This window comes from Nocardia sp. BMG111209, assembly GCF_000381925.1.
GTDB lineage: Bacteria > Actinomycetota > Actinomycetes > Mycobacteriales > Mycobacteriaceae > Nocardia.
Genome location: NZ_KB907309.1, coordinates 1,205,548 through 1,230,183, shown reverse-complemented (window position 1 = coordinate 1,230,183; position 24,636 = coordinate 1,205,548). Strand labels below are relative to the sequence as shown.

The following is a 24,636-nucleotide window of genomic DNA, read 5'->3' as shown; positions in this document are numbered from 1 at the left end:
CGCCGGGTCAGCGGCCCACCGGCACCAGTTCGTCCGCCGGGCGGCCGGCCGCGATCGGCTCGGACTCGTCGCGCCGGGCCCGAGCCCGCGCGAAGGCGAAGAAGAAGTACACCAGCAGGATCGCGCGGCCCCAGACACCGAATTGGACGATGTTCTCCTCGATATCCGCGACACCGGTCGTACCGAGTGTGTAGAAGTACCGGAACACGCCGATCCCGATCGCGAGATCGGCCACCAGATACAGGCCGATCGCCGTCCAGGGCACATCGAGCAGGATCACGAACGGCAGCAGCCACAGGGTGTACTGCGGCGAGTGCACCTTGTGGAAAAGCAGGAATCCACACAGCATCGCCCCGCTCACCCCGACCCACGGGAAGACGCCGGAGGTCTGGAATCGCCGCCATCCCAACCACATCGCCAGTACGAACGAGAGCATCACCAGCACCGGTGAGGCCACCGCCACCAGGTCCTGGAAGGACTGCTCGCTGCCCGGCAGATCCCCGAACATCGGCCGTATCCCCCAATACCAGACGGAATTGGTGGTGATGTCGGCCTGCCGGATCTGCTGGAAGAGGATGGAGGCCCGCCAGCCGCGGTATCCGGCCAGCGCGAACGGCAGATTGATCAGTACCACCGTCGTCACCGCGGCCAGCACCACCGCCACGGCCGAGCCGACGTCGTAGCGCCGGCGTGCCGCACGGTCGTCCTCCTCGCCGCCGGTGAGGACATAGGCCAGCAGGGGCAGTACGAAGATGCCGGGATAGAGCTTCAGGCAGAAGCCGATCCCCAGCAGTACGGCCGCGATGATCCCGCGGGTGCGCAGCGAATATCGGGTCAGCGTGGCCAGCACGTACACCGCCCCGACCGCCGTGGCGACCACCGGCAGCTCCCAGTTGTGGAAGGCGTAGAGCACCAGCGGCGGGCCGGCCGCCCACAGGAACGCCGCCGAACCGGACAACCGGCCCAGCATCCACGCCGTGAGCAGCGCGAACGGCGCCAGCAGCAGGGCCGAGTGCAACAGGAATTCGGCGTCGTTGCCCGCACCCGCCGCGCCGAGCCACATGAACAGGCCGCTGAGCACCGGATATTCCACCGCCCCGCCGATCAGCGTGCCGTCCGGGGTGATGTCGCCGTGGATGTACGGAAAGACGTGCAGGTCGATGTCGCGGCCCAGCCAGAGATACTGGATATCCGAATAACAGACCGCGGAATCCTTGATCCGGTCGAACCGCAGGCTGCGGCCGTCCGCGGTGAAAGGCGCTCCCACACAACGGGCTTTGTTCAGATAGGCGAACAGCAGGGTCACCGCGCAGAGCAAGACCGCGGTCACCGGGAGCCCCCGCCGCACCGTGCGGGCGGTGACGCCGGCAGCGGGTCGACTCGACATGGGCACCACGATAGGGGGACTACCCGATCAGCGCCGCCTACTTCTTTCCCCGGTGCCCCGATTTCGGGGATGTACCTGCGCTCATGTAGCCTTACCGGGTTGCCGACGCAACGACCCCTCCTGCCACGGACCGTCCGTGGCCGTTTCCAGTCCACAGGAGGTGATGGGTTCCCGTGCGTCATTATGAAGTGATGGTCATCCTCGATCCGACCCTGGACGAGCGCACTGTCGGTCCGAACCTGGACAAGCTGCTCTCCGTGGTCCCGCAACAAGGCGGCAAGATCGACAAGGTCGACATCTGGGGCCGGCGTCGCCTGGCCTACGAGATCGCCAAGCAGAGCGAAGGCATCTACGCGGTCGTCGATCTGACCGCCGAGCCGGCCACCGTGAGTGAGCTCGACCGCCAGCTGGGGCTGAACGAGACCGTGCTGCGCACCAAGGTCCTGCGCCACGGCAAGTAAATCCCCTGTGTTCGCGTGACCGCACCGGTTACACGTCGGAGTCTGTCTCTAGGCTCTAGCGCAACCGACGGGTGCACGCGGACTGCACCGGAAAGCAGGAGGAACCCATGGCAGGCGACACGGTCATCACCGTCATCGGCAATTTGACGGCGGACCCCGAGCTTCGATTCACACCCGCGGGCGCGGCGGTGGCCAATTTCACCGTCGCCTCGACCCCGCGCGTGTTCGACCGGCAGAGCAACGAGTGGAAAGACGGCGAGGCACTGTTCCTGCGCTGCAACATCTGGCGCGAGGCGGCGGAGAACGTCGCCGAGAGCCTCACTCGCGGCTCACGTGTCATCGTCAGCGGACGGCTGAAGCAGCGCTCATACGAGACCCGCGAGGGTGAGAAGCGCTCGGTCGTCGAGCTCGAGGTCGACGAGGTGGGTCCCTCCCTGCGTTACGCCACCGCGAAGGTCAACAAGACCACGCGTGGCGGAGGTGGAGGTGGCGGCGGCTTCGGCGGCGGCAACTCCAACTCCAATTCCAATTCCGGTGGCGGAGGTGGGGGTTTCAGCGGCTCCGGTGGTGGTCGCGGCCAGAGTGCCGGCGACGACCCCTGGGGCAGCGCCCCTGCGGCCGGCTCCTTCGGGGGCGGCCAGATGGACGACGAACCGCCGTTCTAGACGGCTTACGCTCGGGTCCGCGGATGCGGCTCCCAGACATGACGGAGTAGAGAAAAATGGCCAAAGCACCGGCGCGCGAAAAGGTGCTGAAGAAGAAGGCGTGCACCTTCTGCAAGGAAGGCAAAGGCAAGGCCGTCGAGATCGACTACAAGGACACGGCGTTGCTGCGCAAGTACGTCAGCGACCGCGGCAAGATCCGTGCCCGTCGGGTCACCGGCAACTGCGTGCAGCACCAGCGTGACATCGCCATCGCGGTGAAGAACAGCCGCGAAGTGGCGCTGCTGCCGTACGTGTCCACGGCTCGCTGAGAGGGAGGCACACGATGAAGCTCATTCTTACCGCTGATGTGGACAACCTCGGCGCTCCCGGCGACGCCGTGGAGGTCAAGGACGGTTACGGCCGCAACTACCTGCTGCCGCGCGGCCTGGCGATCGTCGCCACTCGGGGCGCGGAGAAGCAGGTCGCGGGCATCCGCCGGGCCCAGGAGGCCCGTCGCGTGCGCGATCTGGACCATGCCAACGAGCTGAAGCAGGCCATTCAGGGCCTGGAGTCGGTCTCGCTGACGGTCAAGACCGCGGGCACCGGCAAGCTGTTCGGCTCGGTCACCCCGTCCGACGTCGCCGCCGCGCTCAAGTCGGCCGGTGGCCCGGTCGTCGACAAGCGCAGCATCGAACTGCCGAAGGCGCACATCAAGAGCACCGGCAAGCACACCGTCTCGGTGCACCTGCACCCCGACGTGGTCGCGAAGTTCGACCTGCAGGTCGTCGCCGGCGAGTGATGCTGCGGCGGTACTCGTTCGGGTACCGCCCGCTCGCCCGGTGGCGCCGCCACCCTTTCGGACAGGCCACCTCCGTATCTCGGTACGGGGGTGGCTTTCTCCTGCGCGCGCTCTTTATTTGCGGATAGTTAGCCGGTGATTCACAGATGACCCGTCACAGATCACTGCCCGGCGAATTGTGACCCACGCCGCATCGGCGCCGCATTTATCCGCAGGTCCTGCGGATATGTGGACAACTCGAGAACCGACCGACCGTATTGTGTCGGCAGTCACACAGCGCGCGCACACTTGTTAACCCAACACGCCCGGCCGTTCACCTCGAACGACACGCCGTAGGGAATTTGATCCACAAATGCACAACCCACAGAACACAGATCTACCTGGAGTTCGTGCAGGATTCGAGCCAGTTGTCCCCAAGTAGTGCACAGGGGGTGCACAACAGCAGGTGAACTGTGCCCAGTTTATCCACAGGTCTGCACACAGAAGCGTTTGTAGTCCCCAGCCCGGTCCCCTAGGTTCTTCCCCGGTGCGGTGATCGGACGCTCGGAACAGGGCATTCGGCGAAGCTTGCACCGCGCACCCTCGGTTTGCTGCGACTGCCCTGCGGGAATGCGGCTGCGGCCGAGGTGACGCGCGGGCAGCGGCGCGAATGTCAGTGCCCAGGCGTACAACATCATCGTCGGATGTCGTCGCCGGCGGCATCGGAAGGTCCGCGAGCCGGGCGTGGTGAGAGAGGACGGTCGAGTCTGGTGGCAGTCGTCGATGATCGCGGGCACTCGGAGTATTCGGATGCTCCCGGAGAGGATTTCGGCCGGCAGCCACCCCACGACATGGCGGCCGAGCAGTCGGTACTGGGCGGCATGCTGCTCAGCAAGGACGCCATCGCCGACGTCGTGGAAGTGTTGCGCCCCGGCGATTTCTACCGACCGGCCCACCAGGCCGTCTACGACTCCATCCTCGACCTGTACGGCCGCGGCGAACCGGCCGACCCGGTCACCGTCGCCGCCTCCCTCGACCGCCGCGGCGAACTCAAGCGCATCGGCGGCCCGCCCTACCTGGTCACCCTGACCCAGACCGTCCCCACCGCCGCCAACGCCTCGTACTACGCGGAAATCGTTGCGGAGAAGGCGATCCTGCGCCGCCTCGTCGAAGCCGGCACGCGCATCGTGCAATACGGCTACGCCGGCGCCGACGGCCAGGACGTGGCCGAGGTCGTCGACCGCGCGCAGGCCGAGATCTACGAGGTCACCGAACGGCGCTCCAGCGAGGACTACAGCCCCCTGGAAGAACTGCTGCAGCCCACGATGGACGAGATCGACTCCATCGCCAGCCGCGGCGGCATGTCCCTCGGCGTCCCCACCGGTTTCACCGAACTCGACGAGATCACCAACGGCCTCCACCCCGGCCAGATGATCATCGTCGCGGCCCGCCCGGGCGTCGGCAAGGCGCTCGCCCTCGACACCCCCCTGCCCACACCCACCGGCTGGACCACGATGGGCGAAGTCGCGGTCGGCGACCGATTGCTGGACGCGCACGGCCACCCGACCCGCGTCGTCGCAGCCACCGAGACATTGCTCGACCGGCCCTGCTACGAGGTCGAATTCTCCGACGGGACAGTCATCGTCGCGGACGAGCAGCATCAATGGCTGACCGAGACCCGGGCATCCCGGCGGTCGGCCCAGCAGGCCGCGAGCGGATACGGCCGATACCGCGACCAGCGAACCTTCGCGGCCGTCCGCACCACCGCCGAGATCGCCGCCACGCTGCGCTGCCCCACAGCCGACCGGCGTCTCAACCATTCGGTGACCAATACCGCCCCACTGCAACTGCCGCACCGGGATCTCCTCGTACCGCCGTACACCCTCGGCGCCTGGCTCGGTGACGGCACCTCGGCAGCGGCCCGACCGACCACAACCGACCCGGAGATCGTCGCCCGCATCGAGGCGGAGGGCATCGTCGCGGGGCCCTCCGGCACCGTAACCCTGGGCGTACTGCGCGCCGAGCACATTCCGATCCAATACCTCCGCTCCTCCGAGGCCCAGCGACGAGCCCTGCTCGCCGGGCTGCTGGACACCGACGGAACCGTGACCCACGGCGGCTCGGTCCAATTCGCCGTGACCGATCAGCGGTTGGCACAGGATGTCGAGGAATTGATCGTCGGCCTCGGCTACCGTTGCCACCGCACCACCGAACGGGTTCGCGGACGATCGGAAGCGTCGTCGACCGCTGTCACACTGACCTTCGCCACCGACGATCAGGTCTTCGGATTGCATCGGAAGCACCTGCTGCACAAGGAACGCCGCGCCGCCGGCAACCCCGCGCGATCCGGCTCCCGGTATGTGGTCGACGTCCGGCTCGTCGAGAGCGTCCCGGTGCGCTGCGTCGAGGTCGACAACCCCGACCACCTGTACCTGGCCGGCCGCGCCATGATCCCGACCCACAACTCCACGCTGGGAATGGATTTCATGCGGAGTTGCTCGATCAAACACGGGTTGGCGAGTGTCATCTTCTCGCTGGAAATGAGCCGCACCGAGATCGTGATGCGTCTGCTGTCGGCGGAGGCGAAGATCAAGCTCGGTGACATGCGGTCGGGGCGGATGAGCGACGACGACTGGACCAAGCTCGCGCGGCGGATGAGCGAGATCAGCGAAGCCCCACTGTTCGTGGACGATTCGCCGAATATGACCATGATGGAGATCCGGGCGAAGGCCCGGCGGCTCAAGCAGCGGGCCGACCTACGCCTGGTGGTGGTCGACTACCTCCAGCTGATGACCTCCGGTAAGAAGGTCGAATCCCGGCAGCAGGAAGTCTCGGAATTCTCCCGAAGCCTCAAGCTGCTGGCGAAGGAACTCGAGGTTCCGGTGGTCGCGATCAGTCAGCTGAACCGTGGTCCCGAACAGCGAACCGACAAGCGGCCCATGGTCTCCGACCTCCGTGAGTCCGGTTCGCTGGAACAGGACGCCGACATGGTCATCCTGCTGCACCGCCCCGACGCGTTCGAGCGCGACGACCCCCGCGGCGGCGAGGCCGACCTCATCCTCGGCAAGCACCGTAACGGCCCGACCGCGACCATCACCGTCGCCCACCAGCTGCACCTGAGCCGGTTCGTCGACATGGCCCGCGGATAAGCTCCCCGGCTATCATCTGGGTGGGCTCGGGAATTCGTCTGCACGGGGGTGGGTATGGAGCCGATATCACTCGGTATCGCGGCGGCGGCACTGCTGGCGTCGAAGTTCGGGGAGGGCTTCGCGAAGGACGCCGGCGAGAGCGGATGGAACGCGATGAAGCATCTGCGTACGGTGATCGCCGCGAAACTGCACGGTGATACCGAGGCCGAGACAGCCGTCGCGAGGTTGGCGACCACCCCCACCGAAGCCGACCGCTCGGCAGTCGCGACCCGGATCGCCGATGCGGCCCAGGCAGATCCGGACTTCGGCTCCGAGGTCGTCCGACTCGTCTCACTGGCCCGGCGAGACCCGGTGGCCGACGGATTCGTCGCACAGGCCTTCGACCACGCCAAGCAGATCAACATCCGCGGCGACAACTTCGGTTCGATCAACCTCTGAACCGGATCGAACGACGGTCGTGGCTGTGTCACGACGCGGGGCGGTCGCTGACTTCCGCCGAACAGGCCCGGGTACGCTCCCGGCCCGCGCTGTCCGACCCGCTGTCCGTGACGCACTACGATCTGAATCCGCACGCCGTCCGGCAACAGAGCAGGCGGACCGACCCGGCCCGTCCGCTGTCGCCGCGGAATCCCGGAAAAAATATCGGCGGGGATGTCGAGAATGTGGTGACGGCTCCGTTCCAGGGGTGAGCGATCAACCGGATCGTGACTCGACAGGAGAATGTCATGGCAAAGTACCTGCTCCTCAAGCATTACCGTGGCGCGCCGGTGCCGGAGAACTGTGCGCCGATGGATCAGTGGACGCCCGATGAGGTCGCGGCGCATATCAAGTACATGCAGGATTTCTCGGGGCGGCTCGTGGAGACCGGGGAATTCGTCGATGCGCAGGCGCTGGCGCCGGAGGGGGAATGGGTCCGGTACGACGGGCCCGGTAAGCCGGCGGTCACCGATGGTCCGTTCGCGGAGACCAAGGATCTGATCGCGGGCTGGATGGTCATCGATGTGGACTCGCACGAGCGGGCCGTCGAACTGGCCGGGGAGTTGTCGGCGGCGCCGGGGGCGGGTGGCGCGCCGATCCACGAATGGCTGGAACTGCGGCCGTTCCTCACCCACCCGCCGACCGTCACCGAATGACGGGCGCCGACGCGGTGGACGCGGGCCGGCTGCGGGAATTGATTCCCGGTGTGCTGACGGCCCTCGTCCACCGCGGGGCGGATTTCGCGACCGCGGAGGATGCCGTCCAGGAGGCGCTGATCCGGGCCGTCGAGACGTGGCCGCGGCGGCCGCCGGCCGAGCCGCTGGGCTGGCTGATCACCACCGCGTGGCGCTGTTTCCTCGACCTCACCCGCTCCGACACCGCACGACGCCGCCGCGAACAACTGGTCGCGGACGAGCCGCCGCCGGGACCGGCCGTCGCGGTGGACGAGACGCTGCGGCTCTATTTCCTGTGTGCGCACCCGCGGTTGTCGCCGGCCGCGGCGGTCGCGTTGACGCTGCGGGCTGTCGGCGGCCTCACCACCCGGCAGATCGCGCAGGCCTATCTCGTGCCGGAGGCGACGATGGCCCAGCGGATCAGCCGGGCCAAACGGACCGTCGGCGACGTGCGGCTCGATCGACCCGGAGATCTGGCCACCGTGCTGCGGGTGCTGTATCTGGTGTTCAACGAGGGGTACAGCGGTGACGTCGACCTGGCCGCGGAGGCGATCCGGCTGGCCCGGCAGCTGGCCGCGATGACCGATGCCCCGGAGGTCGCGGGGTTGCTGGCGTTGTTCCTGCTGCATCATGCTCGGCGCGACGCCCGCACTCGCCCCGACGGCAGCCTGGTACCGCTGGCCGAACAGGATCGCGGCCGGTGGCGGCGCGATCTGATCGCCGAAGGGGTCGGCATCCTGCAGGCGGCGCTGGCCCGCGATCGGCTCGGCGAGTATCAGGCGCAGGCCGCGATCGCGGCGCTGCACGCGGATGCGCAGGCCGCGGACGAGACCGACTGGGTGCAGATCGTCGAGTGGTACGACGAACTGGTCCGCATCACCGGCAGCCCGATCGCGCGGTTGAACCGCGCGGTCGCGGTCGGCGAGGCGGACGGCCCGCGGGCGGGTCTCGCCGCCCTCGCCGAACTCGATCCGGAACTGCCCCGCTACACCGCTTCTGCCGCCTACCTGCACGAACAAGCCGGTGATCGCGATACCGCGGCCGAACTCTATGTCCGGGCCGCCGCGCAGGCGCAGAACCTCGCCGAACGCAATCACCTCACGCTCCGGGCGGCCACCCTGCGCCACCGCCGTGACTGACGGGATCACCCTTCACCGGGAACACCACCGTAACCTGTTGCCGCCGTTGATCATTGCGGAGCCGTGGTCAGCATCCAGTGGCTGAAGGCCGCGTAGGTCTCCGCGAATTCCGCTGCGTCGGCGGTGTTCTCGACCGATTCGGAGAATTCGCGGATCCGGTCGAAACGGGGGATGCGCGCACGCTCGTAGGCGGGCAGGGCCGCGGCCGGATCCGGGCTCGCCGACAGCGCGGCCCGGAGGACGCCGACATCCTCGATGCCCAGCGTGCCGCCGGCCGCGATGTGCGGGGACAAACCGTGCGCGGCATCGCCGATCAGAGCGACGCGGTCCGAAGTCCAGTGCGGCAGTGCGGGAACCCGCATGATCCGGTTCTCCAGGATGGCGTCCTCGGGGGTATCGGCGATCATGCGGAGCAGATCCTCGTGCCAGCCGGCGTCGGCCAGCCGGTGGGCGCGTTGTAGAGCGCGGTCGCGTTTACCGCCGGTGAGCGGCCCGGCGTCGAATTGGTTGACCATCCACATGGTCCGGTCGGCGGCGACGCGAGCGTAGCCGCCGCGGGTTCGTCCCGGGCCGACGGTGAGGACGGTGCCCTCGGGTCGCCCGGCGGCGGGAACGATTGCGCGCCAAGCGTAATGGCCCTGATGTACCTGAGCCTCGCTGCCCGGCAGCAGGCCGGCCCGGATGCGGGAGTGCACGCCGTCGGCGCCGACGAGCAGGTCGGCACGCAGCGGGTCGCCCTCGGCGAGCCGGACGACGACCCCGCCGGCGTCCTCGGTGTATCCGGTGACCTTGGCGCCCACCGTGATTCGGTCGCGGCCGACGTGATCGGCGAGCAGTGCGTTCAATTCGGGCCGCGGGACCAGCAGGAAGCTGTGGTCGGACGCGTCGCGACCGGGGGCGCGCAGCGGGTGACCGGCCGGGTCGAAGAACCAGGTCTCGATCCCCTGGCCGAGGGCACGCACCCGGGTGCCGATCCCGAGTTCGTCGAGTTCCCGTAAGGCGTTGTCCCACAGGCCGATACCCGCTCCGACGGCACGGATCTCCGGTGCCTGCTCCAGCACCGTGACCGTATGCCCGATGTGCTGCAGGGCGGCCGCGGTGGTCAGTCCCACCAGTCCGCCGCCGACGACGATGGTGTGCATCGTCCACTCCTTTCGAGAAGGGTTGTCGCACTCCATTCAAGGGCGGCGTCGATATGCATTCAAATGCATAGATCTGATCGGTAGGATTACCCGGGTGCATATGGATCTGAATCTGCTGACCGCGCTGGATGTACTGCTCGAGGAGGGCAGCGTCGGCGCGGCGGCCGACCGGCTGCATCTCTCGCAGCCGGCGATGAGCCGGACGCTGGGGCGGATCCGGCGGGCGACCGGGGATCAGATCCTGGTCCGGTCGGGCCGCTCGATGCTGCCGACGCCGTATGCCGAGCAGATCCGCGCCGAGGTGCATCAGCTCGTCACGCGCGCGCACGGGGTGCTCACCCCGGCCGCGGATCCGGATCCCGCCACGCTGGCGCGCACGTTCACCATCCAGTGCAACGACGTGATCGCGAGCGCGCTGATCCCGGAGCTCGTCACCCGCATCGCCGCCACCGCACCCGGTGTCGAGTTGCGGATGCTCGCCGAGGCCGAGACGGATCTCGACGAATTACGCAGGGGCCGAGTCGATCTGCAGGTGACCGATCGGGTCGGGCCGGGCGCCGACGTACGATCGGCGACCGTGCTCACCGACAGCCTGGTCGCGATCGGCCGCCGGGACTTGCCGGCGGATCCCACGACCCCGGCGGGTTTCTGCGCGCTGACCCACGTGGTGGTCTCGCGCCGCGGCCGGCGGCACAATCTCATCGATGAACTGCTCGAGGCCCGGGGACTGCGCCGGCGGGTGGCGCTGACCGTGCCGACCCTGGCGATGGCGCTGACCGCGGTCGAGGCCGCCGGCCTGATCACGGTGGCCCCCGCGAAACTCGGCCGGCTCGGACCGGGGCTGCGCAGCTACCCGCTGCCGATACCGACCCCGGACATCCCGGCGGTGCTGACCTGGCACGCACGCCACGAACGCGACGGCGGGCACCGCTGGCTGCGCACACTGGTCGGCGAGACGCTCGCCACGATCGGCGGGGGATCCTGAACCCTCTTCCCCTTCCACCATATATCCCCACCCGGGGCTTGCGGCAAGGCCCGGGGTACCCCGCATAATCGCTGGTCGACGCCGGAACCTGCGGATATGGGAGGGGTATGTCGGTGCACGAGTACCAGGACGAACTGCGGTCGGAGGGCGACTACGTGGCCGAGCTGTACACGCGGCTCGATGCCGAGCGGGCGGGTGCGAACCACCGGTACCGGGCCGCGCTGCGCGCGAACGACGGATCCCTGGTGGACCGCGACGCCGAGGTGCGGGCGCTGGCCCGCGAGGTGAAACGGCTGGATGTGGCCGACAACGGGCTGTGTTTCGGCCGCTTGGACACCGTCGCGGACGAGCCGTCGTACATCGGCCGGATCGGCCTGTTCGACGCGGCGAACGAATTCGAGCCGCTGCTGCTGGATTGGCGGGCGCCCGCGGCCCGCCCGTTCTACGTCGCGACCGCCGCCAGCCCGGAGGGGATGCGGCGCAGGCGGCAGTTCCACTCCCGCGGCCGGCGGGTGGTCGATTTCACCGACGAGGTGTTCGGACGTCCCGGCGACAGCGACCGTGGTGACGCGGCCCTGCTCGCGGCGGTGAACGCGCCGCGCGGCGAGGGCATGCGCGACATCGTCGCCACCATCCAGGCCGAACAGGACGAGATCATCCGGCTGGAGCATCCGGGCGTGCTGGTCATCGAGGGCGGACCGGGCACGGGGAAGACGGTGGTGGCGCTGCATCGCGTCGCCTACCTGCTCTACACCCAGCGGGAACGGATGGAACGCGATGGGGTGCTGGTGGTCGGGCCGAATCCGGCCTTCCTGCACCACATCGGCCGGGTGCTGCCGTCGCTGGGCGAATCGAATGTGGTGTTCGCCACCACCGGCGATCTCGTACCGGGCCTGCACGTCACCGCCGAGGACACGCCGGAGGCCGCCCGGCTCAAGGGTTCGCTGCGAATCCTGGACGTGCTCGCCGCAGCCGTCGCCGACCGGCAGCGGCTACCGGAGCAACCGGTGACCATCGAGTTGTCCGATATCCCGGCGCGGATCGACGCCGCTGTCGCGCAATGGGCCCGGGAGGAGGCGCGGGCCAGCGGCCTGCCGCACAACGAGGCCCGCGCGGTGTTCGGCGACATCATCGCCTATGTGCTCACCGAGCGGACCATCGCGCGCGTCGGCCGCGGCTGGCTGACCCGCGACGACCGCGAGGACTGGGAGCGGCTGCGCGCGGATCTGCGTGCGGAACTCGACGGCAACGAGGCATACGCGGCGGTGCTCGACGAGCTGTGGCCGATCCTCACCCCGCAGGCCCTGCTGGCCGAATTGCTGTGCAGCCCGGCACGATTGCAGGCGGCAGGCGCCGACCCGGCATTGCTGCGCGCCACGGGCGACGCCTGGACGGTGTCGGATGTACCGCTGCTCGACGAACTGGTGGATCTGCTGGGCCCGGACAAGCCCGCGGATCGATCGGCCGAACTGCAGCAGCGGGCGGAGGCGGCGTATGCCGCGGGTGTGCTGGATCTGATGGTCACGCGCGAGGATTCGATGGACGACGAGGACCATCTGTTCGCCACCGACCTGCTCTACGCCGAGGACCTGGCCGAGCGTTTCCTCGAACGCGATACCCGCGAATTGGCCGAACGCGCTGCGGCGGATCGGGATTGGACCTACCGGCACATCGTGGTCGACGAGGCCCAGGAACTCTCCGAGATGGACTGGCGGGTACTGATGCGGCGCTGCCCGAACCATTCCTTCACGGTGGTCGGCGATCTCGCACAGCGCCGCTCACCGGCGGGGGCGACATCGTGGGATTCGATGCTGGCACCGTATGTTCCGGGCCGCTGGGTGTATCGCGCACTGACGGTGAACTACCGCACCCCCGCCGAGATCATGGCCGTGGCCGCGTCGGTGCTCGCCGAATTCGCGCCGGCGATCCGGCCGCCGGATTCGGTGCGCGCCTGCGGGGTCCGGCCCTGGGCCCGCCGGGTCTCCGACGACGAATTACCCTCGGCCATCGAGGAATTCGTTCGCGACGAGGCCGACCGCGAGGGTACCTGCCTGGTGATCGGCCCGCCGGGGGTGCCGGGTACGGTGCCCGCGTCGCAGACCAAGGGTCTCGAATTCGACGCGGTCCTGGTGGTGGACCCGGATCGGATCCTCGCCGACGGCCCGCGCGGCGCGGCCGAACTCTACGTCGCCCTCACCCGCGCCACCCAGCGCCTCGGCGTCCTGCACCGGGGTGCGCTGCCGGCCGCGCTGACGGGATTGCGCGACGCCGGGCCGAGGTCCGCCACCGACGCACGACGGCCCGCCTGACATCGCGAGCCGACTTGCGTTGCCCCGCAATCGTTGCCGACCTACCGGATCACGGGTGGGCCGCCGCCCAGCTCGGATCACGGCCGATGAATCCCAGCAGCCGATCCTGCACATCGGCCGTGTCCGGCACCTCGACCCGGGGACCGTACTGGCCGGAGGTGCGCAGGATCTCCTCGATCGGTTCCATCCCGGCCAGCAGATCCGCACAGTGCTCGGGATCGAGCCGATCGTGCTGTCCGGTGGCACGGGCGAGGTCCCAGGTGTGCAGGAACACGTCCGTGGTGTAGAACTGGTCGACCGCCCGATCCAGTGGCAACTCGCCGATATGCGGATTGACCAGCACCCGGTCGGCGGTGGCCGGGTCATCCAGCAGGGCCTGCACCGCGTCGGCGCGGGCTTTCCAGGCACCCACCGGGTCGCTGTCGACCGAGGGACCGCCGGGCAGCGATACACCCGCCCCCTCGGACAGCAGGCTCGGCAGCCATTCGATCAAGTGCCGCACCACATCCCGCGCGACCCAGTCACCCACCGGCGACTGCGCCTCCCAGTCCGTGACGCCTTCGACCCGTTCGGTGAACTGTCCCGCGATCCGGCGGTGCCGCTCGGCGGGCCGGTCGGATATCGCCATCGAGGATCATCCCTTCGAGCTCGGCGCACCCCGGGTGACGCCGGTTCCATGCCGCAGGCCAACCGAGCACCCCGGCCTTCTGTCGACCGGCGACTGCACCCGCAGCCGCCGCAGACCTCGAACCGAGTCTCTGCAACGCGACACCGTCCTGCACACCTCCGCGGGTGAAGGTTCTGCACGATCCGGTCGGACCGCATCGGATCGGCCTCGTGGTCATTGGCATCCTGCTCCATTTCCGCGCGGACCGCATCCGGTTCGGTTGCGGAGCGGCCACCGCCGCGAAACCGGTCCGTGGGCCGGACAACCGCGCGCGTGGCCGAAAACTCCGCGTCAACGGTTTCGAGTGACGATCGCGCGCGGGCGGATGCGCGTGCCCGCGGTGTACTCCTCCAGAGCGTGAGCGAGCCAACCGGCGGTGCGGGCGATGGCGAAGAGGGTTTCGCCCGAGCCGGGCGGGAGATCGTAGACGGCGCCGAGCAGGGCCAGCGCGAAGTCGATATTGGCCGCGGGCCGCCGCCGGATCCGCAGTTCGTCCCGGATCGCCTCTGCCACCGCGGCTTTCGGGTGATCGGGATGTAGCGCCAGGATCCGATCCAGCAGATGGGTGCCGCGGGCGTCGACGATGTAGACCGCGTGCCCGAAGCCGGGGATGCGGTCGCGGCGGCGCAGCCGGTCGTCGACGAGCTGTATCGCCGCGGCGGGGGTGTCGGCCTCGGCCAGCAGGCGTTCGGCGGCCACGGAGGCGCCGCCGTGCATCGCGCCGCTCACCACCCCGAGCCCCGAGCCGACCACGGCGAACGGATCGGCCGACACCGATGCGGCCACCCGGGCGGCGAAGGTCGAGGCGGCCAGTTCGTGATCGGCGAGCAGGATCAGCGCGGTGTCCAGCAGGGCCGGATCCGGTCCGCGATCCGCCGGATGCCCGGTGAGCCGCGAGCGCAACAGTGCGGCGATCGAGTCCCCGGCCGGTTCCGACCGCTGTGGCAATGCCTGGACCATCCCCGCGATCAGGCCACGGGCGAGCGCGGGCACCGACTCGGCATCGCGGCGCGTCCGCAGGGGATCACCGATCGCGAGCGTGGACACGATGATCGGCAACCGATCGAATACCGGTGTGCCGCTGGGCAGATGGCGCTGGGCGAGCCGCGCGGCGGCGAGCCCCTCGGGTCGCGCTACCCACGGGCCGGTATCGCGGCGGTCGCCGGTCCACAGCCATTCGGCCACCTCCTCGAATCGCGAGGTATCCGCCAATTGGAGGGCATCCAGGCCGCGGTAGTACGGGCGATCGTCGCCGAGTTCGGTAACAGCCGATTCGATGACGATCTCGGTCGGAGCGGGCCGGCGTCGTGGCCTGCCGCGGCGGGCGAGTCGCTCGATATCGACAGGATCGAAGAGACTGCGCCGACGTCGCGGATCATAGTGGCGACGCAGAACACCACGGCTGACATAGGCGTACAGCGTCTCCGGCCGTACGCCGAGCCGCTGCGCCGCAGCCCCCGTTTCCAACCACCGCTCCGTACCCGCGACCGGCTCCGCTACGACCGATGCATCCAGTTCCGCATCTACCGTCGCGGCATTCGGTCCCCGCCTCGCGGCCGTGGGGGCCGGTTCGTACTCCGCCATGGGTTGATGATAATCAACATTGATTATGTCGGAGCGGACGCGGGAGAGTACTCGCATGGATCTCGACAGACAGTTCGATCTGCAGGCGCGAGCCTGCGAACGACTCGGATCACCGCTGTACGCCGCCCTGTGCCGATCGATGATCGACGATATCCGCGACGGTGGACCGTGCGCCCGGGTGCTCACCGGATACGAGCAATCGGAGTTGGCCGCCGCGGTGCCGTTGCGGCTGCTGGCCGCGGTGCACGCGCTGGCCCTGTCCGGTGCGGCACCGGAACTCGCGGCCTGTTATCCGAGTGCCGGCGGGAAGTCCGAGCCGGGCTCGGAACCGTTGGTGTGGAAGGCTTTTCGTGAGGTGGTCGACACCCGGGAGGAATGGATCCGGGACTGGCTGACCCGGCCGCCGCAGACCAACGAGGTGGGACGGTCGGTTCCGTTGCTGGCCGGTCTGCTCGCGGCGGTGGACGCGACGCCGCTGCCGATCCGCCTGCTGGAGTTGGGCAGCAGCGCCGGGCTCAATCTGCGGGCCGACCATTTCCGTTGGCGCGCAGGCGATATCGCATGGGGCCCGGAGGGCTCGCCGGTCACCGTGCCGGATGCGTGGCAGGGGCCGGTGCCCGGCTGGCTGGCCGAGGCGGTGCGCCGCCATCCGAGCGTCACCGTCGTCGAGCGGCGCGGCTGCGACCCCACCCCACTGGATCCGGCCTCGCCGCGCGATGCGCTCGCGCTGCGTTCCTACGTCTGGCCGGATCAGGTGGAACGGTTCGCGCGGCTGGACGGCGCGTTGCGGGTCGCCGCGCGGGTTCCGGCCGAGGTCTCGCGGATCGGGGCCGCGGATTTCCTGGCCGGGATCGAACCGATCCCCGGAGTGCTGACGGTGGTGTGGCATTCGGTGATGTGGCAGTACGTGCCGAAGCCGGAATGGGCCGCGGTCAGCGCCGAACTCGATCGGCTGGCGGCCACCACCGGACCCGGCTCGGGCTTCGCCCACATCGCGTTCGAACCACAGGACACCAGCGACGACCGTCACGGATTCCGGCTGACCGCCCGCATCGGAACGCAACCGCCGATAGTGCTGGCACGCGCGAAACCCCATGGGGTACCGGCGTTCCTGTATTCCGGCGACCAGCCGGAACCCGCCCCGAGCTGAGTCCCTGCAACCCGCCCCTGACCGAGCCGCCGGAGCTGACCCGGCTCCCGTTGCGGCCGGGCCACCGTCGGGACACGCGGCAACCTCAGTCATCGGAACCCGCCACCGGCTCGGTCACCGGACTCACCTCCGGCGCGAGTTGCAATCGCCCCGACTCGACCGAGCCGGGGGCGGCGGCAGCCGAATCAGACGGCGCTGGTCAGGGCGGGGGTGAACAGGTGGCCCCACTCCAGGTGGGCGGCCAGTGCCGCCGGGTCGGTGGCGGTGTCGGCCGTGCCGTCGGCGAGTGCGACCAGAGCCCCGGCCAGCGCGAGCGCGGGTACGGAATGCCGGTGCGCGACGCGCAGAATCTCATCGAAGGCGGCGGGGACGCTGCATCGGTGCAGAGCCACCAGGACGCCTTTGGCGGTGTCGAGCATGCGAGCGTTGGCGGACAGGGTGCTCATCGAATTTTCTCCTGGACGGGGCTTGCCCGAAACATATTGCGTGCCAGCCGGTCCGCAAGTCAACTAATTACGTTCCCACAGCAACAACAGGGTGTAGGCGGCCACCGTGTGCGCGTCGGTGATGACGCCGTCGCGGATCATCGTCTCGACCTCGGCCCGCTCGAACCAGGCCGCGCGCATGTCCTGCTCCTCCGGCTCGCGTTCGGGTTCGCCGGGGGTCAGATCGGTGGCCAGGTAGACGCTGCCGTGCTGGTCCAGGGTGGCCGGGGCGGCGTCGAGACGGCCCAGGTAAGTGAGCGTGCCGGCGCGCAGGCCGGTCTCCTCGCGCAGTTCGCGGCGGGCCAGCTCGACCGGATCGCCGGTCTCGTGGCCGGGGAGCGTGCCGGCCGGAAACTCCCAGCAGCGCTGCCGGATCGGGTAGCGGTACTGCTCGACCAGATGCAGCCGGGTGCCCTCCAGCGGCACCACCAGGGCGAAATCGGCACGGCGGACCACCCCGTAGATGCCGGTGCTGCCGTCGGAGCGGCGGATGCTGTCCTCGCGGACCTCGATCCAGGGATTGCGATAGATGTGCCGGGAATCCAGTTGTTCCACCCGCGCCTCCCCCGTCGTCACCGAACACCGTCCGCCCCAGCATAGGCGGGCCGTCCGGACACCCGTCGATGTCGGGGGGCGCACCTAGACTGCTCGGCGATGATGGATTCGAGCGCATTGCTGCCCACGCAGCAGGCATACGACGAGGTCGCGGAGCTCTATGCCGACCTGTTCGCGAAAGAGTTGGACAGCAAGCCGTTCGAACGGGCGATGCTCGCGGCGTTCGCGGAATCGGCCGGTGCCGGACCGGTGGCCGATCTCGGCTGCGGGCCGGGCCGGATCACCGGGCATCTGCACTCCCTGGGCCTGGACGCCTTCGGCGTGGACCTCTCGCCGGAGATGATCCGGCTGGCCCGCGCCGCGCATCCGCGGTTGCGGTTCGAGCTCGGCCCGATGCAGCAGCTGCACGCGGCCGATGCCTCGCTGGCCGGAATCGTGGCCTGGTACAGCATCATTCACACCCCGCCGCAGTTGCTGCCGGAGGTGTTCGCCGAATTCGGCCGGGTGCTGCGGCCGGGCGGCCCGCTGCTGCTGGGCTTCATGGCCGCCGACGCGCCGCACGAGGTGCAGCCGTACGACCATCGGGTGGCGCCCGCGTTCCGCTGGTCGACCGGCCGCATCGAGGAGTTGCTGCGGCCGCACGGATTCGACATCGTCGCCCGGCTGATCCGGGAACCGGTGGATCCGGAAAGGTGCCCGCAGGTACATCTCCAGGTCCGGAAGAACTGAATTCGCTTTTCCGCGCCGAAAATCGGCCGGACGGTACCGCGGGTGCGGACCGTCCGGCCGATATGTAGCGAAAGAAACTATCGGAGAATTATTTCGGGGGCTGCGGCAGCAATGTCATGCAGGGTTGCAGGGCCTGCTCCTGTTCGGCGGTCAGGCCGGGGAAATGCGGTACACCCGACGGTGCGGCCGCAGCCGAGCCGCCGGGGGCCTGTGTTCCCGACGGTGGCGCCGGGCGATCCGTCGGCGGCGTCCCGCCGTCGTGCGCACGCTGGTGACCGGCGGGTCGTTCGGGCAGGGTCACGCCCTGTTGTGCCGCGCAGGTCCGGAACGCGCTCATCGCACCGTCATCCGGTCTGCCGGTACGGGATTGCGCGGCGCCGGAGGATGCCGATGTGGAGCCCGAGCCGTGGTCGCTGCCGCACCCCGCGAGCAGCAGCGTGGCCCCGGCGAGCACTACCGCGGCACCGAACCGGGCGGCCGTATATTTCGTTCGCACAGTCGATTGCTTTCTATTGTCCATTCGACGGAGCGGTGTACTCCGCTGTTCGGAAACAGTAGGCATTCGAATAGCGGAAACATATCCCCTTCAACGTTTTCCGATCCGATCCGCAGCAATCTGACAGTTTCACAGCGGGCACATATATTTCCGAACCCGACACTCCCGGCGAGGATCACAACCCGGGCGCGGCACCGTGATATCCAGAGCAGATGCGTTCCTCCTACGACGTGGTGATCGTCGGCGCCGGCCACAACGGACTGGTCGCGGCGGCCTATCTCGCGCGGGCCGGACTGTCGGTGCTGGTCCTCGAGCAGCGATCGCACACCGGCGGCGCGGCCGTCTCGGAACGGGTCTTCCACGGTGTCGACGCCCGGCTGTCGCGCTACTCGTACCTGGTGAGCCTGCTGCCGCAGCAGATCGTGCGTGATCTGGGCCTGCGCTTCACCACCCGGCGGCGGCGGATCTCCTCGTACACCCCGGTCGGCGCGGGCGGCCTGCTGATCGACACCGGCGACGCGGACCGCACCCGCGACAGTTTCGCGACGCTCACCGGCTCCGATGCGGAATACGAAGCGTGGCAACGGTTCTACGGCAGCACCGGCCGGCTGGCGCAGCGGGTGTTCCCGACCCTGTTGCAGCCGTTGCCGTCCCGGGCGCAGCTGGAGCGGCTGGTGGACGATCCGGCGCTCTGGGAGGCGGTGTTCGAACGTCCGCTGGGTGCGACGGTGGAGGCCCTGTTCGCGGACGACATCGTGCGCGGGGTGGTGCTCACCGACGCGCTGATCGGCACCTTCACCCATGCCCACGACCCCACGCTGCGGCAGAACCGCTGTTTCCTCTACCACGTCATCGGCGGCGGCACCGGCGACTGGGACGTCCCGGTCGGCGGCATGGGCGCGCTGACCGACGCGCTGGCCGACGCGGCCCGCGCCGCCGGCGCCGAACTGGTCACCGGCCGCACGGTCGAGTCGATCCACGCCGGGGTGCGCACCGCCGAGGTCCGGTTCACCGGCGGCACGACCGCCGCCCGGCACGTGCTGGTGAACGCGGCGCCGTACCGGCTGGCCGAACTGCTCGGCAGTCCGGCGCCACCGAAACCCGAAGGCGCGCAACTGAAGGTGAACATGCTGCTGCGCCGCCTGCCGCGCCTGCGGGACCGTGTCGATCCCCGCGACGCCTTCGCCGGAACCTTCCACATCGCCGAGGGTTACGGCGAACTCGAGCGCGCCTACCGGGAGGCCGCGGCCGGTCGGCTACCGACGGCGCCGCCGTCGGAAATCTACTGCCACACTCTCACCGACCCGTCGATCCTGGGTCCCGAATCGGCCGCCGTCGGCCTGCACACCCTGACACTGTTCGGATTGCACACGCCGGCAAGCCTGTTCGAGGGCGATCCGGCGGGAGCCAAGGCGGCCCTGCTGGAATCGACCCTGACCACCCTGGATTCCGTTCTGGCCGAACCGATCCGCGACTGCCTCGCCACCGACGCCGACGGCCGCCCCTGCCTGGAGGCGGTGACCCCGCCGGAGCTGGAGCACGAGATCGGCCTGCCCGGCGGCCACATCTTCCACGGTGACCTGTCCTTCCCCTACCGCCTCGACGACGATCCGGACCCGGCCGCCCGATGGGGAGTGAGCACCGGGTACTCCACCGTATTCCTCTGCGGCGCGGGCACCGTCCGCGGCGGCGGGGTGAGCGGCATCGGCGGCCACAACGCGGCCATGGCGGTGCTGGAATCGCGCTGACCGCCGCAGCGCGGGTGGCGTCCACCCGATCGCCTGACGCAGTACCGCGGTGCTGTCACCCGGCTGCGCTTCGGTAGCGCAGCGGCACTTTCTCAGCGCGGTTGCCCGGCACCACCTCGGTACGGATATCCGCTACCCCCTCAGCGCGGATGTCCGCCACCGCCTCTGTGCGGATGTCCGCCATCGTCCCGATATGGCCGTCCATCGCCCCACCGCGACTGCCCCGCTCCGCCCGGGTACGACTGCACGGCACATCGTCGGTCAGCCAGGGCATTCGGGTGAGGAGACGGTCGCGCAGTTCGGTGAGCGCCGCGATGCGGCGGTTCAGTTCGGCCACCCGTGGCGGACCGACCCGGGCGTAGCCGGTGACGCAGCGGGGTTCGTACGGAAACACCTCGGGCACTTCGTGATCCAGGTACGGCAGGAAGGCGAGCACATCGTCGAGGGTGAACCCGAGCCACAACAGCTCCCGGATGTTGCGCACCCGTCGCACCGCGTCCTCCTCGAAGGTCCGATATCCCGCCGAGGTGCGACCGCTGACCAGCAGACCTCGTTCCTCGTAGAAGCGCAGCGCCCGGGTGGTGGTGCCGGTGCGTGCGGCCAGTTCACCGATCAACATGAAAACTCCTTTGCCGGTGCCGGATTCAACGCGTGAGCCGGACCACCGTCTTCCCGAGATGGCGGCCGCGGACCAGGTCGAGCAGCGCGCCCGGCGCCTGCGCCAGGCCGTCGATCACGGTCTCGTGCTGCACGATCGCACCGTCGGCCAGCCAGTTCCGCAGCAGCGCTTCGTATTCGGGGGCCAAGTCGAGATGGTCGAAGGCGCTGAACCCGCGCAGCGTCAGGCGTTTACCGATCACCGGCAGCAGATCGCCCGGTCCACCGTCGGGCGTTCCTCCGGCGTGCTGCCGGGTGAGCGCCCCGCACAACGCGATCCGGCCGCCGGGGTTCATGACCTCGATCGCGGCCCGGAGATGATCGCCGCCGACCAGGTCGAAGTAGACGTCGATGCCCGCCGGCGCGGCCGCGCGCAGATTCGGCAGCAGCCCGTCGTGGTAGTCGAACACCGCGTCGTAGCCCAGCACGTCCCGGGCATGCGCCACCTTCGCCGCCGAGCCGACGCTGCCGACGACCCGGCCCGCGCCGAGCAGCCGGGCGATCTGCCCGGCGAGACTCCCGGTGGCCCCGGCCGCGCTGGACACGTACACCGTGTCACCGGGCCGCATCCCGGCCACCGCGGTCAGTCCGGCGTAGGCGACCAGCCCGAATCCCAGATGCCCGGACGGGGACGGGAAGCGGTCGTGGGGCACCACCCGCACCTCCGCCGACGTGGCGACGGCATGCTCCCGCCAGCCGAGGCGGTGCCGGACCAGCGCACCGACGGGGACGGAAGGTACCCGGGAAGCGACCACCTCGCCGACCGTGTCACCGGTGAGCGGCTCCCCGATCATGTACGGCGGCATGGGAATTCCGGGATAGTCACCGATCAGCATGAGCATCCCCGGATCCAGGGACATGTACAGATTGCGGATCAGCACCTGCCCGGCCGCCGGTTCCGGAATCGAGTGTTCGACGAGGCGGAAGGTCGCCGGATCGGGAAGTCCGTCGGGCCGGGCGGCGAGCAGAACCGTATGCGTGGTGGTCATGTCCGCGACGCTAGGGATTGACGTACACGTGAAGGTCAAGCGAGGACGGCGCGGATCACCCAGGTGCGCAGCGGGACGTCGAATTCACCGGTGGCGGTTTCGGGCCGGCTGCGGAGGAATTCGGTGAGCCGGACAAGCAGTTCGGCGCGCTCCTCGTCGCCGATCACCAGGGTGTGGGAGTGGGTGCCGATGGTGGCCACCAGGGATTCCGCGGTACGGCGCTGGACATGCGGAAATGTGATGTGCTCGAAGTGCGCGAACAGCGGATGCACGGGCAACACGTCCGGCGTCATCGCAGGTAAGGAGGCATTCGACCGGGAGATCCGGCCGAGTTGCCGGACCCATTCGACGCTGTCGTCGGTCGTGTTCCAGAAGGCGGCGACCACCCCGCCGGGCCGCAGCACCCGGGCGATCTCCGGGAATGCGCGGACCGGATCGAACCAGTGGAACGCCTGTCCGACCACTACCGCATGCATCGAATGATCGGGCAGCGGAACGGATTCCGCGGTGCCGGGGAAGATCGGGGTCTCGCGGAAGCGACGGGCGAATTCGGCGCGCATCCCCTCGTCGGGCTCCACCGCGGTCACCCGCGCTGCCAGCGCGAGCAGGCCCTCGGTCAATTTGCCGGTGCCGGCGCCCAGATCGAGTACCTCCGGATGCCCGGCCTCGCCCAACGGCCGTAGCGCCCAGCGGATCGCGTCGGCGGGATAGTCGGGACGGTGTTCGGCATAGGCGGCCGCCGCGGCGCCGAACGAAGCGGCCCGCCGGGCCAGCAGTTCCGCTCCGGCGTCGTCCACGCGCTCGGTAGGACTTTCGGAATCCCGCACCCGGCCATGCTAGATCCGGATCCTGAGCGCGAATCCGAGGACCGGACGGCAGGCGCAGGTAGAGGCCCGGCCCGGAAACCCGGGCAGGCCGGATCAGTGACCGGGCGGCAGCTGCGAGCCGGGCCCGGGCGGCAACACCGAGCCAGGCCCCGGCGGTAACACCGAACCGGACCCCGGCGGCAGCTGCGAACCGGACCCCGGCGGTGGCGACCAGCTGTCGTCGTCGATCATGCGGAACTGCGTCACCGGCGGCGGCGGTTCGGTATGCCCGGTCAGCACCCAGGCCATCTGCAACGACAACCGCACCAGCCGCCGCGCGGTGTAGTACAGCAGCGCGGCCAGCGGCAGTTCTCCGAATACGGCGGTCAGCACGGACAACAGCAGGTCCGAGGTGTTCCAGTCCAGGACGATGTCGAACCAGGCGTCGCAGACCAGCAGCGTCGCGGTGATGATCGCCCACGGGATGAAGATCTGCCGGCGCAGCCAGGCCAGCAGCGCGGTCACCCCGACCGCCGCGACCAGGATGCAGTCGAAGCCCACCCAGGCGATATCCCACTGCCGGACCTCGTGATGGGCGGGCAGGCTGAAGGACAGGTAGCCGACCCACGGCACCAGGAAGACGAAACTGCCGGTCACCACCGCGAGGAACAACCGGCGCAGCAGAATCGCGTGCGGATGCTGCGAGGTGATCCTGAATGTCATGACGCCTCCCGGTCGGCCGCGCGACGCGGCGCGTGATCAGCGTATCCAGCGGCAATCAGCGAACGACGGGCAACTGCGGTCCCGGCTCGGCCAGCCACAGCAACCAGTGCGGCACGATCAGCGCGGCGAACTCCTCGTAACCGACTGCGCTGGGGTGATATCCGTCACCCGCGGTGACCTCCCGCATCCAGGTGGTGCTGTGCCGCAGCGGCTCGAAGACCCGGATGTACGGGACCGACGCCCGCTCACACACCGCACCGAAGATCTCGCCCAGCTTCTCGAGCCGTTCGTTGTGCTCCGCGTCGGCATTCGGCGGCGGCGCGATCACCAGCGTGGGCCATCCCCGCGCCCGCGAGCGGCTCAGGATCTCGCCGAGATGTGCGGCCGACCGTTCGGGCGCCACCCGCACCCCGCCGTCCTCGGCCATCGCGTCGTTGACGCCGAAACAGAACACCACACGGGCGTCGACGCCGTCCGGTAACCGTTGCGCGCACTCGTTTTCCCAGCGTGCGGCGATATCCGCGGAGGTCTGCCGGCGCACCCCCAGGTTGTAGTAGCTCAGGGGCTGCCCGGCCCCGATGGCACGTACCGCGAGTCGGCCCGCCCAGCCCTGGCACTGCCGATCCCCCAGACCGGCCACCAGGGAATCCCCCACGAAACAGATTCGGACATCTCGGGTCACGCTGTGATCGTGGCACGGGTTTCGGTTTCTCGCTCCGGGTTTTCCCGACCGGCCGAATTCCGGGCCCGAACCCGCGAAATATGATCACTGGAACCGGTTCGCGACTTCGTGGCGTCCGGTCCGGTGTGGATGCGGCGGCAGCGGCGTGTTGCCGTCGGCGGGCCCCAGCGCCTGCTGCATACTCACCACCGAGCCGAACCTGGGACCGACGCCGCTCCCT

25 protein-coding genes are annotated in these 24,636 nt (G+C 69.2%); 13 read left to right on the top strand and 12 right to left on the bottom strand.

From position 1 onward, the window contains the following. Positions 1-7 precede the first annotated feature (7 nt). A complete protein-coding gene (locus tag G361_RS46025; protein ID WP_019932149.1) occupies positions 8-1,387 on the bottom strand; it encodes a glycosyltransferase 87 family protein in 1,380 nt (459 codons plus the stop codon). A gap of 173 nt (positions 1,388-1,560) precedes the next feature. Between G361_RS46025 and rpsF the strand changes: the two genes are divergently transcribed. The 8 genes from rpsF to G361_RS0136710 all read left to right on the top strand — a co-directional run bounded on the left by rpsF (position 1,561) and on the right by G361_RS0136710 (position 8,709). After that, positions 1,561-1,848: a 30S ribosomal protein S6 gene (gene rpsF, locus G361_RS0136750; protein WP_026343947.1), complete on the top strand. Its 288-nt coding sequence runs from the start codon at positions 1,561-1,563 to the stop codon at positions 1,846-1,848. A gap of 107 nt (positions 1,849-1,955) precedes the next feature. After that, the gene (locus tag G361_RS0136745) at positions 1,956-2,513 is read left to right on the top strand and encodes a single-stranded DNA-binding protein (RefSeq protein WP_026343946.1); all 558 of its coding nucleotides are present in this window, start codon (positions 1,956-1,958) and stop codon (positions 2,511-2,513) included. 56 nt (positions 2,514-2,569) lie between these two features. After that, positions 2,570-2,821, top strand: a complete 252-nt coding sequence (rpsR, locus tag G361_RS0136740; RefSeq protein ID WP_019932146.1) for a 30S ribosomal protein S18 — start codon at positions 2,570-2,572, stop codon at positions 2,819-2,821. Positions 2,822-2,835: 14 nt separating this feature from the next. Next, positions 2,836-3,291 carry a 50S ribosomal protein L9 gene (rplI, locus tag G361_RS0136735; RefSeq protein ID WP_026343945.1) on the top strand — a complete coding sequence of 152 codons (456 nt, stop codon included), beginning with the start codon at positions 2,836-2,838 and terminating at the stop codon, positions 3,289-3,291. A gap of 749 nt (positions 3,292-4,040) precedes the next feature. Beyond that, the gene (gene dnaB / locus G361_RS46020) at positions 4,041-6,419 is read left to right on the top strand and encodes a replicative DNA helicase (protein WP_036496203.1); all 2,379 of its coding nucleotides are present in this window, start codon (positions 4,041-4,043) and stop codon (positions 6,417-6,419) included. A gap of 54 nt (positions 6,420-6,473) precedes the next feature. After that, positions 6,474-6,857: a hypothetical protein gene (locus tag G361_RS0136725; protein ID WP_019932143.1), complete on the top strand. Its 384-nt coding sequence runs from the start codon at positions 6,474-6,476 to the stop codon at positions 6,855-6,857. 287 nt (positions 6,858-7,144) lie between these two features. Then, positions 7,145-7,552, top strand: a complete 408-nt coding sequence (locus tag G361_RS0136715) for a YciI family protein (protein ID WP_019932141.1) — start codon at positions 7,145-7,147, stop codon at positions 7,550-7,552. Continuing rightward, a complete protein-coding gene (locus G361_RS0136710) occupies positions 7,549-8,709 on the top strand; it encodes an RNA polymerase sigma factor (RefSeq protein ID WP_019932140.1) in 1,161 nt (386 codons plus the stop codon). The genes G361_RS0136715 and G361_RS0136710 overlap by 4 nt, the downstream gene beginning before the upstream one ends. Before the next feature lie 50 nt (positions 8,710-8,759). Here G361_RS0136710 and G361_RS0136705 read toward each other — a convergent pair whose 3' ends face one another. Continuing rightward, the gene (locus G361_RS0136705; RefSeq protein WP_255359885.1) at positions 8,760-9,887 is read right to left on the bottom strand and encodes an NAD(P)/FAD-dependent oxidoreductase; all 1,128 of its coding nucleotides are present in this window, start codon (positions 9,885-9,887) and stop codon (positions 8,760-8,762) included. Between the two features lie 64 nt (positions 9,888-9,951). Between G361_RS0136705 and G361_RS0136700 the strand changes: the two genes are divergently transcribed. Both G361_RS0136700 and helR read left to right on the top strand, forming a co-directional pair. After that, positions 9,952-10,836: a LysR family transcriptional regulator gene (locus tag G361_RS0136700; protein WP_019932138.1), complete on the top strand. Its 885-nt coding sequence runs from the start codon at positions 9,952-9,954 to the stop codon at positions 10,834-10,836. 107 nt (positions 10,837-10,943) lie between these two features. Further along, positions 10,944-13,145 (top strand): RNA polymerase recycling motor ATPase HelR, encoded by a 2,202-nt coding sequence (gene helR / locus G361_RS0136695; protein ID WP_019932137.1) that lies wholly within the window; start codon positions 10,944-10,946, stop codon positions 13,143-13,145. A 49-nt stretch (positions 13,146-13,194) separates the two neighbouring features. Here helR and G361_RS0136690 read toward each other — a convergent pair whose 3' ends face one another. Both G361_RS0136690 and G361_RS46015 read right to left on the bottom strand, forming a co-directional pair. Continuing rightward, a complete protein-coding gene (locus G361_RS0136690; protein ID WP_019932136.1) occupies positions 13,195-13,773 on the bottom strand; it encodes a TIGR03086 family metal-binding protein in 579 nt (192 codons plus the stop codon). A gap of 330 nt (positions 13,774-14,103) precedes the next feature. Beyond that, positions 14,104-15,279 (bottom strand): citrate/2-methylcitrate synthase, encoded by a 1,176-nt coding sequence (locus G361_RS46015; protein ID WP_036496470.1) that lies wholly within the window; start codon positions 15,277-15,279, stop codon positions 14,104-14,106. Positions 15,280-15,451: 172 nt separating this feature from the next. Between G361_RS46015 and G361_RS0136675 the strand changes: the two genes are divergently transcribed. Beyond that, the gene (locus tag G361_RS0136675; RefSeq protein ID WP_019932133.1) at positions 15,452-16,546 is read left to right on the top strand and encodes a DUF2332 domain-containing protein; all 1,095 of its coding nucleotides are present in this window, start codon (positions 15,452-15,454) and stop codon (positions 16,544-16,546) included. A 185-nt stretch (positions 16,547-16,731) separates the two neighbouring features. Here G361_RS0136675 and G361_RS0136670 read toward each other — a convergent pair whose 3' ends face one another. Both G361_RS0136670 and G361_RS0136665 read right to left on the bottom strand, forming a co-directional pair. Continuing rightward, positions 16,732-16,992: an ANTAR domain-containing protein gene (locus tag G361_RS0136670; protein WP_036496200.1), complete on the bottom strand. Its 261-nt coding sequence runs from the start codon at positions 16,990-16,992 to the stop codon at positions 16,732-16,734. 63 nt (positions 16,993-17,055) lie between these two features. After that, a complete protein-coding gene (locus G361_RS0136665; RefSeq protein WP_231387199.1) occupies positions 17,056-17,607 on the bottom strand; it encodes an NUDIX hydrolase in 552 nt (183 codons plus the stop codon). A gap of 78 nt (positions 17,608-17,685) precedes the next feature. On the opposite strand from G361_RS0136665, the gene G361_RS0136660 reads away from it, so the two are divergent. Next, positions 17,686-18,315, top strand: a complete 630-nt coding sequence (locus G361_RS0136660) for a class I SAM-dependent methyltransferase (protein WP_019932130.1) — start codon at positions 17,686-17,688, stop codon at positions 18,313-18,315. Between the two features lie 88 nt (positions 18,316-18,403). On the opposite strand, the gene G361_RS49970 is transcribed toward G361_RS0136660, so the two are convergent. Then, entirely contained in the window at positions 18,404-18,652 is a 249-nt protein-coding gene (locus G361_RS49970; protein ID WP_155981966.1) for a hypothetical protein, read from the bottom strand. Positions 18,653-19,023: 371 nt separating this feature from the next. Here G361_RS49970 and G361_RS0136650 point away from each other — a divergent pair, with 371 nt between their 5' ends. Beyond that, positions 19,024-20,559, top strand: coding sequence for an NAD(P)/FAD-dependent oxidoreductase (locus G361_RS0136650; RefSeq protein WP_019932128.1), 1,536 nt, complete (start codon positions 19,024-19,026; stop codon positions 20,557-20,559). A 55-nt stretch (positions 20,560-20,614) separates the two neighbouring features. Here the strand turns inward: G361_RS0136650 and G361_RS49965 are convergent, their stop codons facing one another. From G361_RS49965 to G361_RS0136625, 5 genes are all read right to left on the bottom strand, one after another. Next, a complete protein-coding gene (locus G361_RS49965) occupies positions 20,615-21,178 on the bottom strand; it encodes a MerR family transcriptional regulator (protein ID WP_019932127.1) in 564 nt (187 codons plus the stop codon). Positions 21,179-21,203: 25 nt separating this feature from the next. Continuing rightward, the gene (locus tag G361_RS0136640; protein ID WP_019932126.1) at positions 21,204-22,205 is read right to left on the bottom strand and encodes an NADP-dependent oxidoreductase; all 1,002 of its coding nucleotides are present in this window, start codon (positions 22,203-22,205) and stop codon (positions 21,204-21,206) included. Positions 22,206-22,240: 35 nt separating this feature from the next. Then, positions 22,241-23,032 carry a class I SAM-dependent methyltransferase gene (locus G361_RS0136635; RefSeq protein ID WP_231387198.1) on the bottom strand — a complete coding sequence of 264 codons (792 nt, stop codon included), beginning with the start codon at positions 23,030-23,032 and terminating at the stop codon, positions 22,241-22,243. A 93-nt stretch (positions 23,033-23,125) separates the two neighbouring features. Beyond that, on the bottom strand, positions 23,126-23,734 hold the full coding sequence (locus G361_RS47560; protein WP_019932124.1) for a hypothetical protein: 609 nt from the start codon (positions 23,732-23,734) through the stop codon (positions 23,126-23,128). A gap of 55 nt (positions 23,735-23,789) precedes the next feature. Continuing rightward, a complete protein-coding gene (locus G361_RS0136625) occupies positions 23,790-24,416 on the bottom strand; it encodes a GDSL-type esterase/lipase family protein (RefSeq protein ID WP_019932123.1) in 627 nt (208 codons plus the stop codon). Positions 24,417-24,636 lie beyond the last annotated feature (220 nt).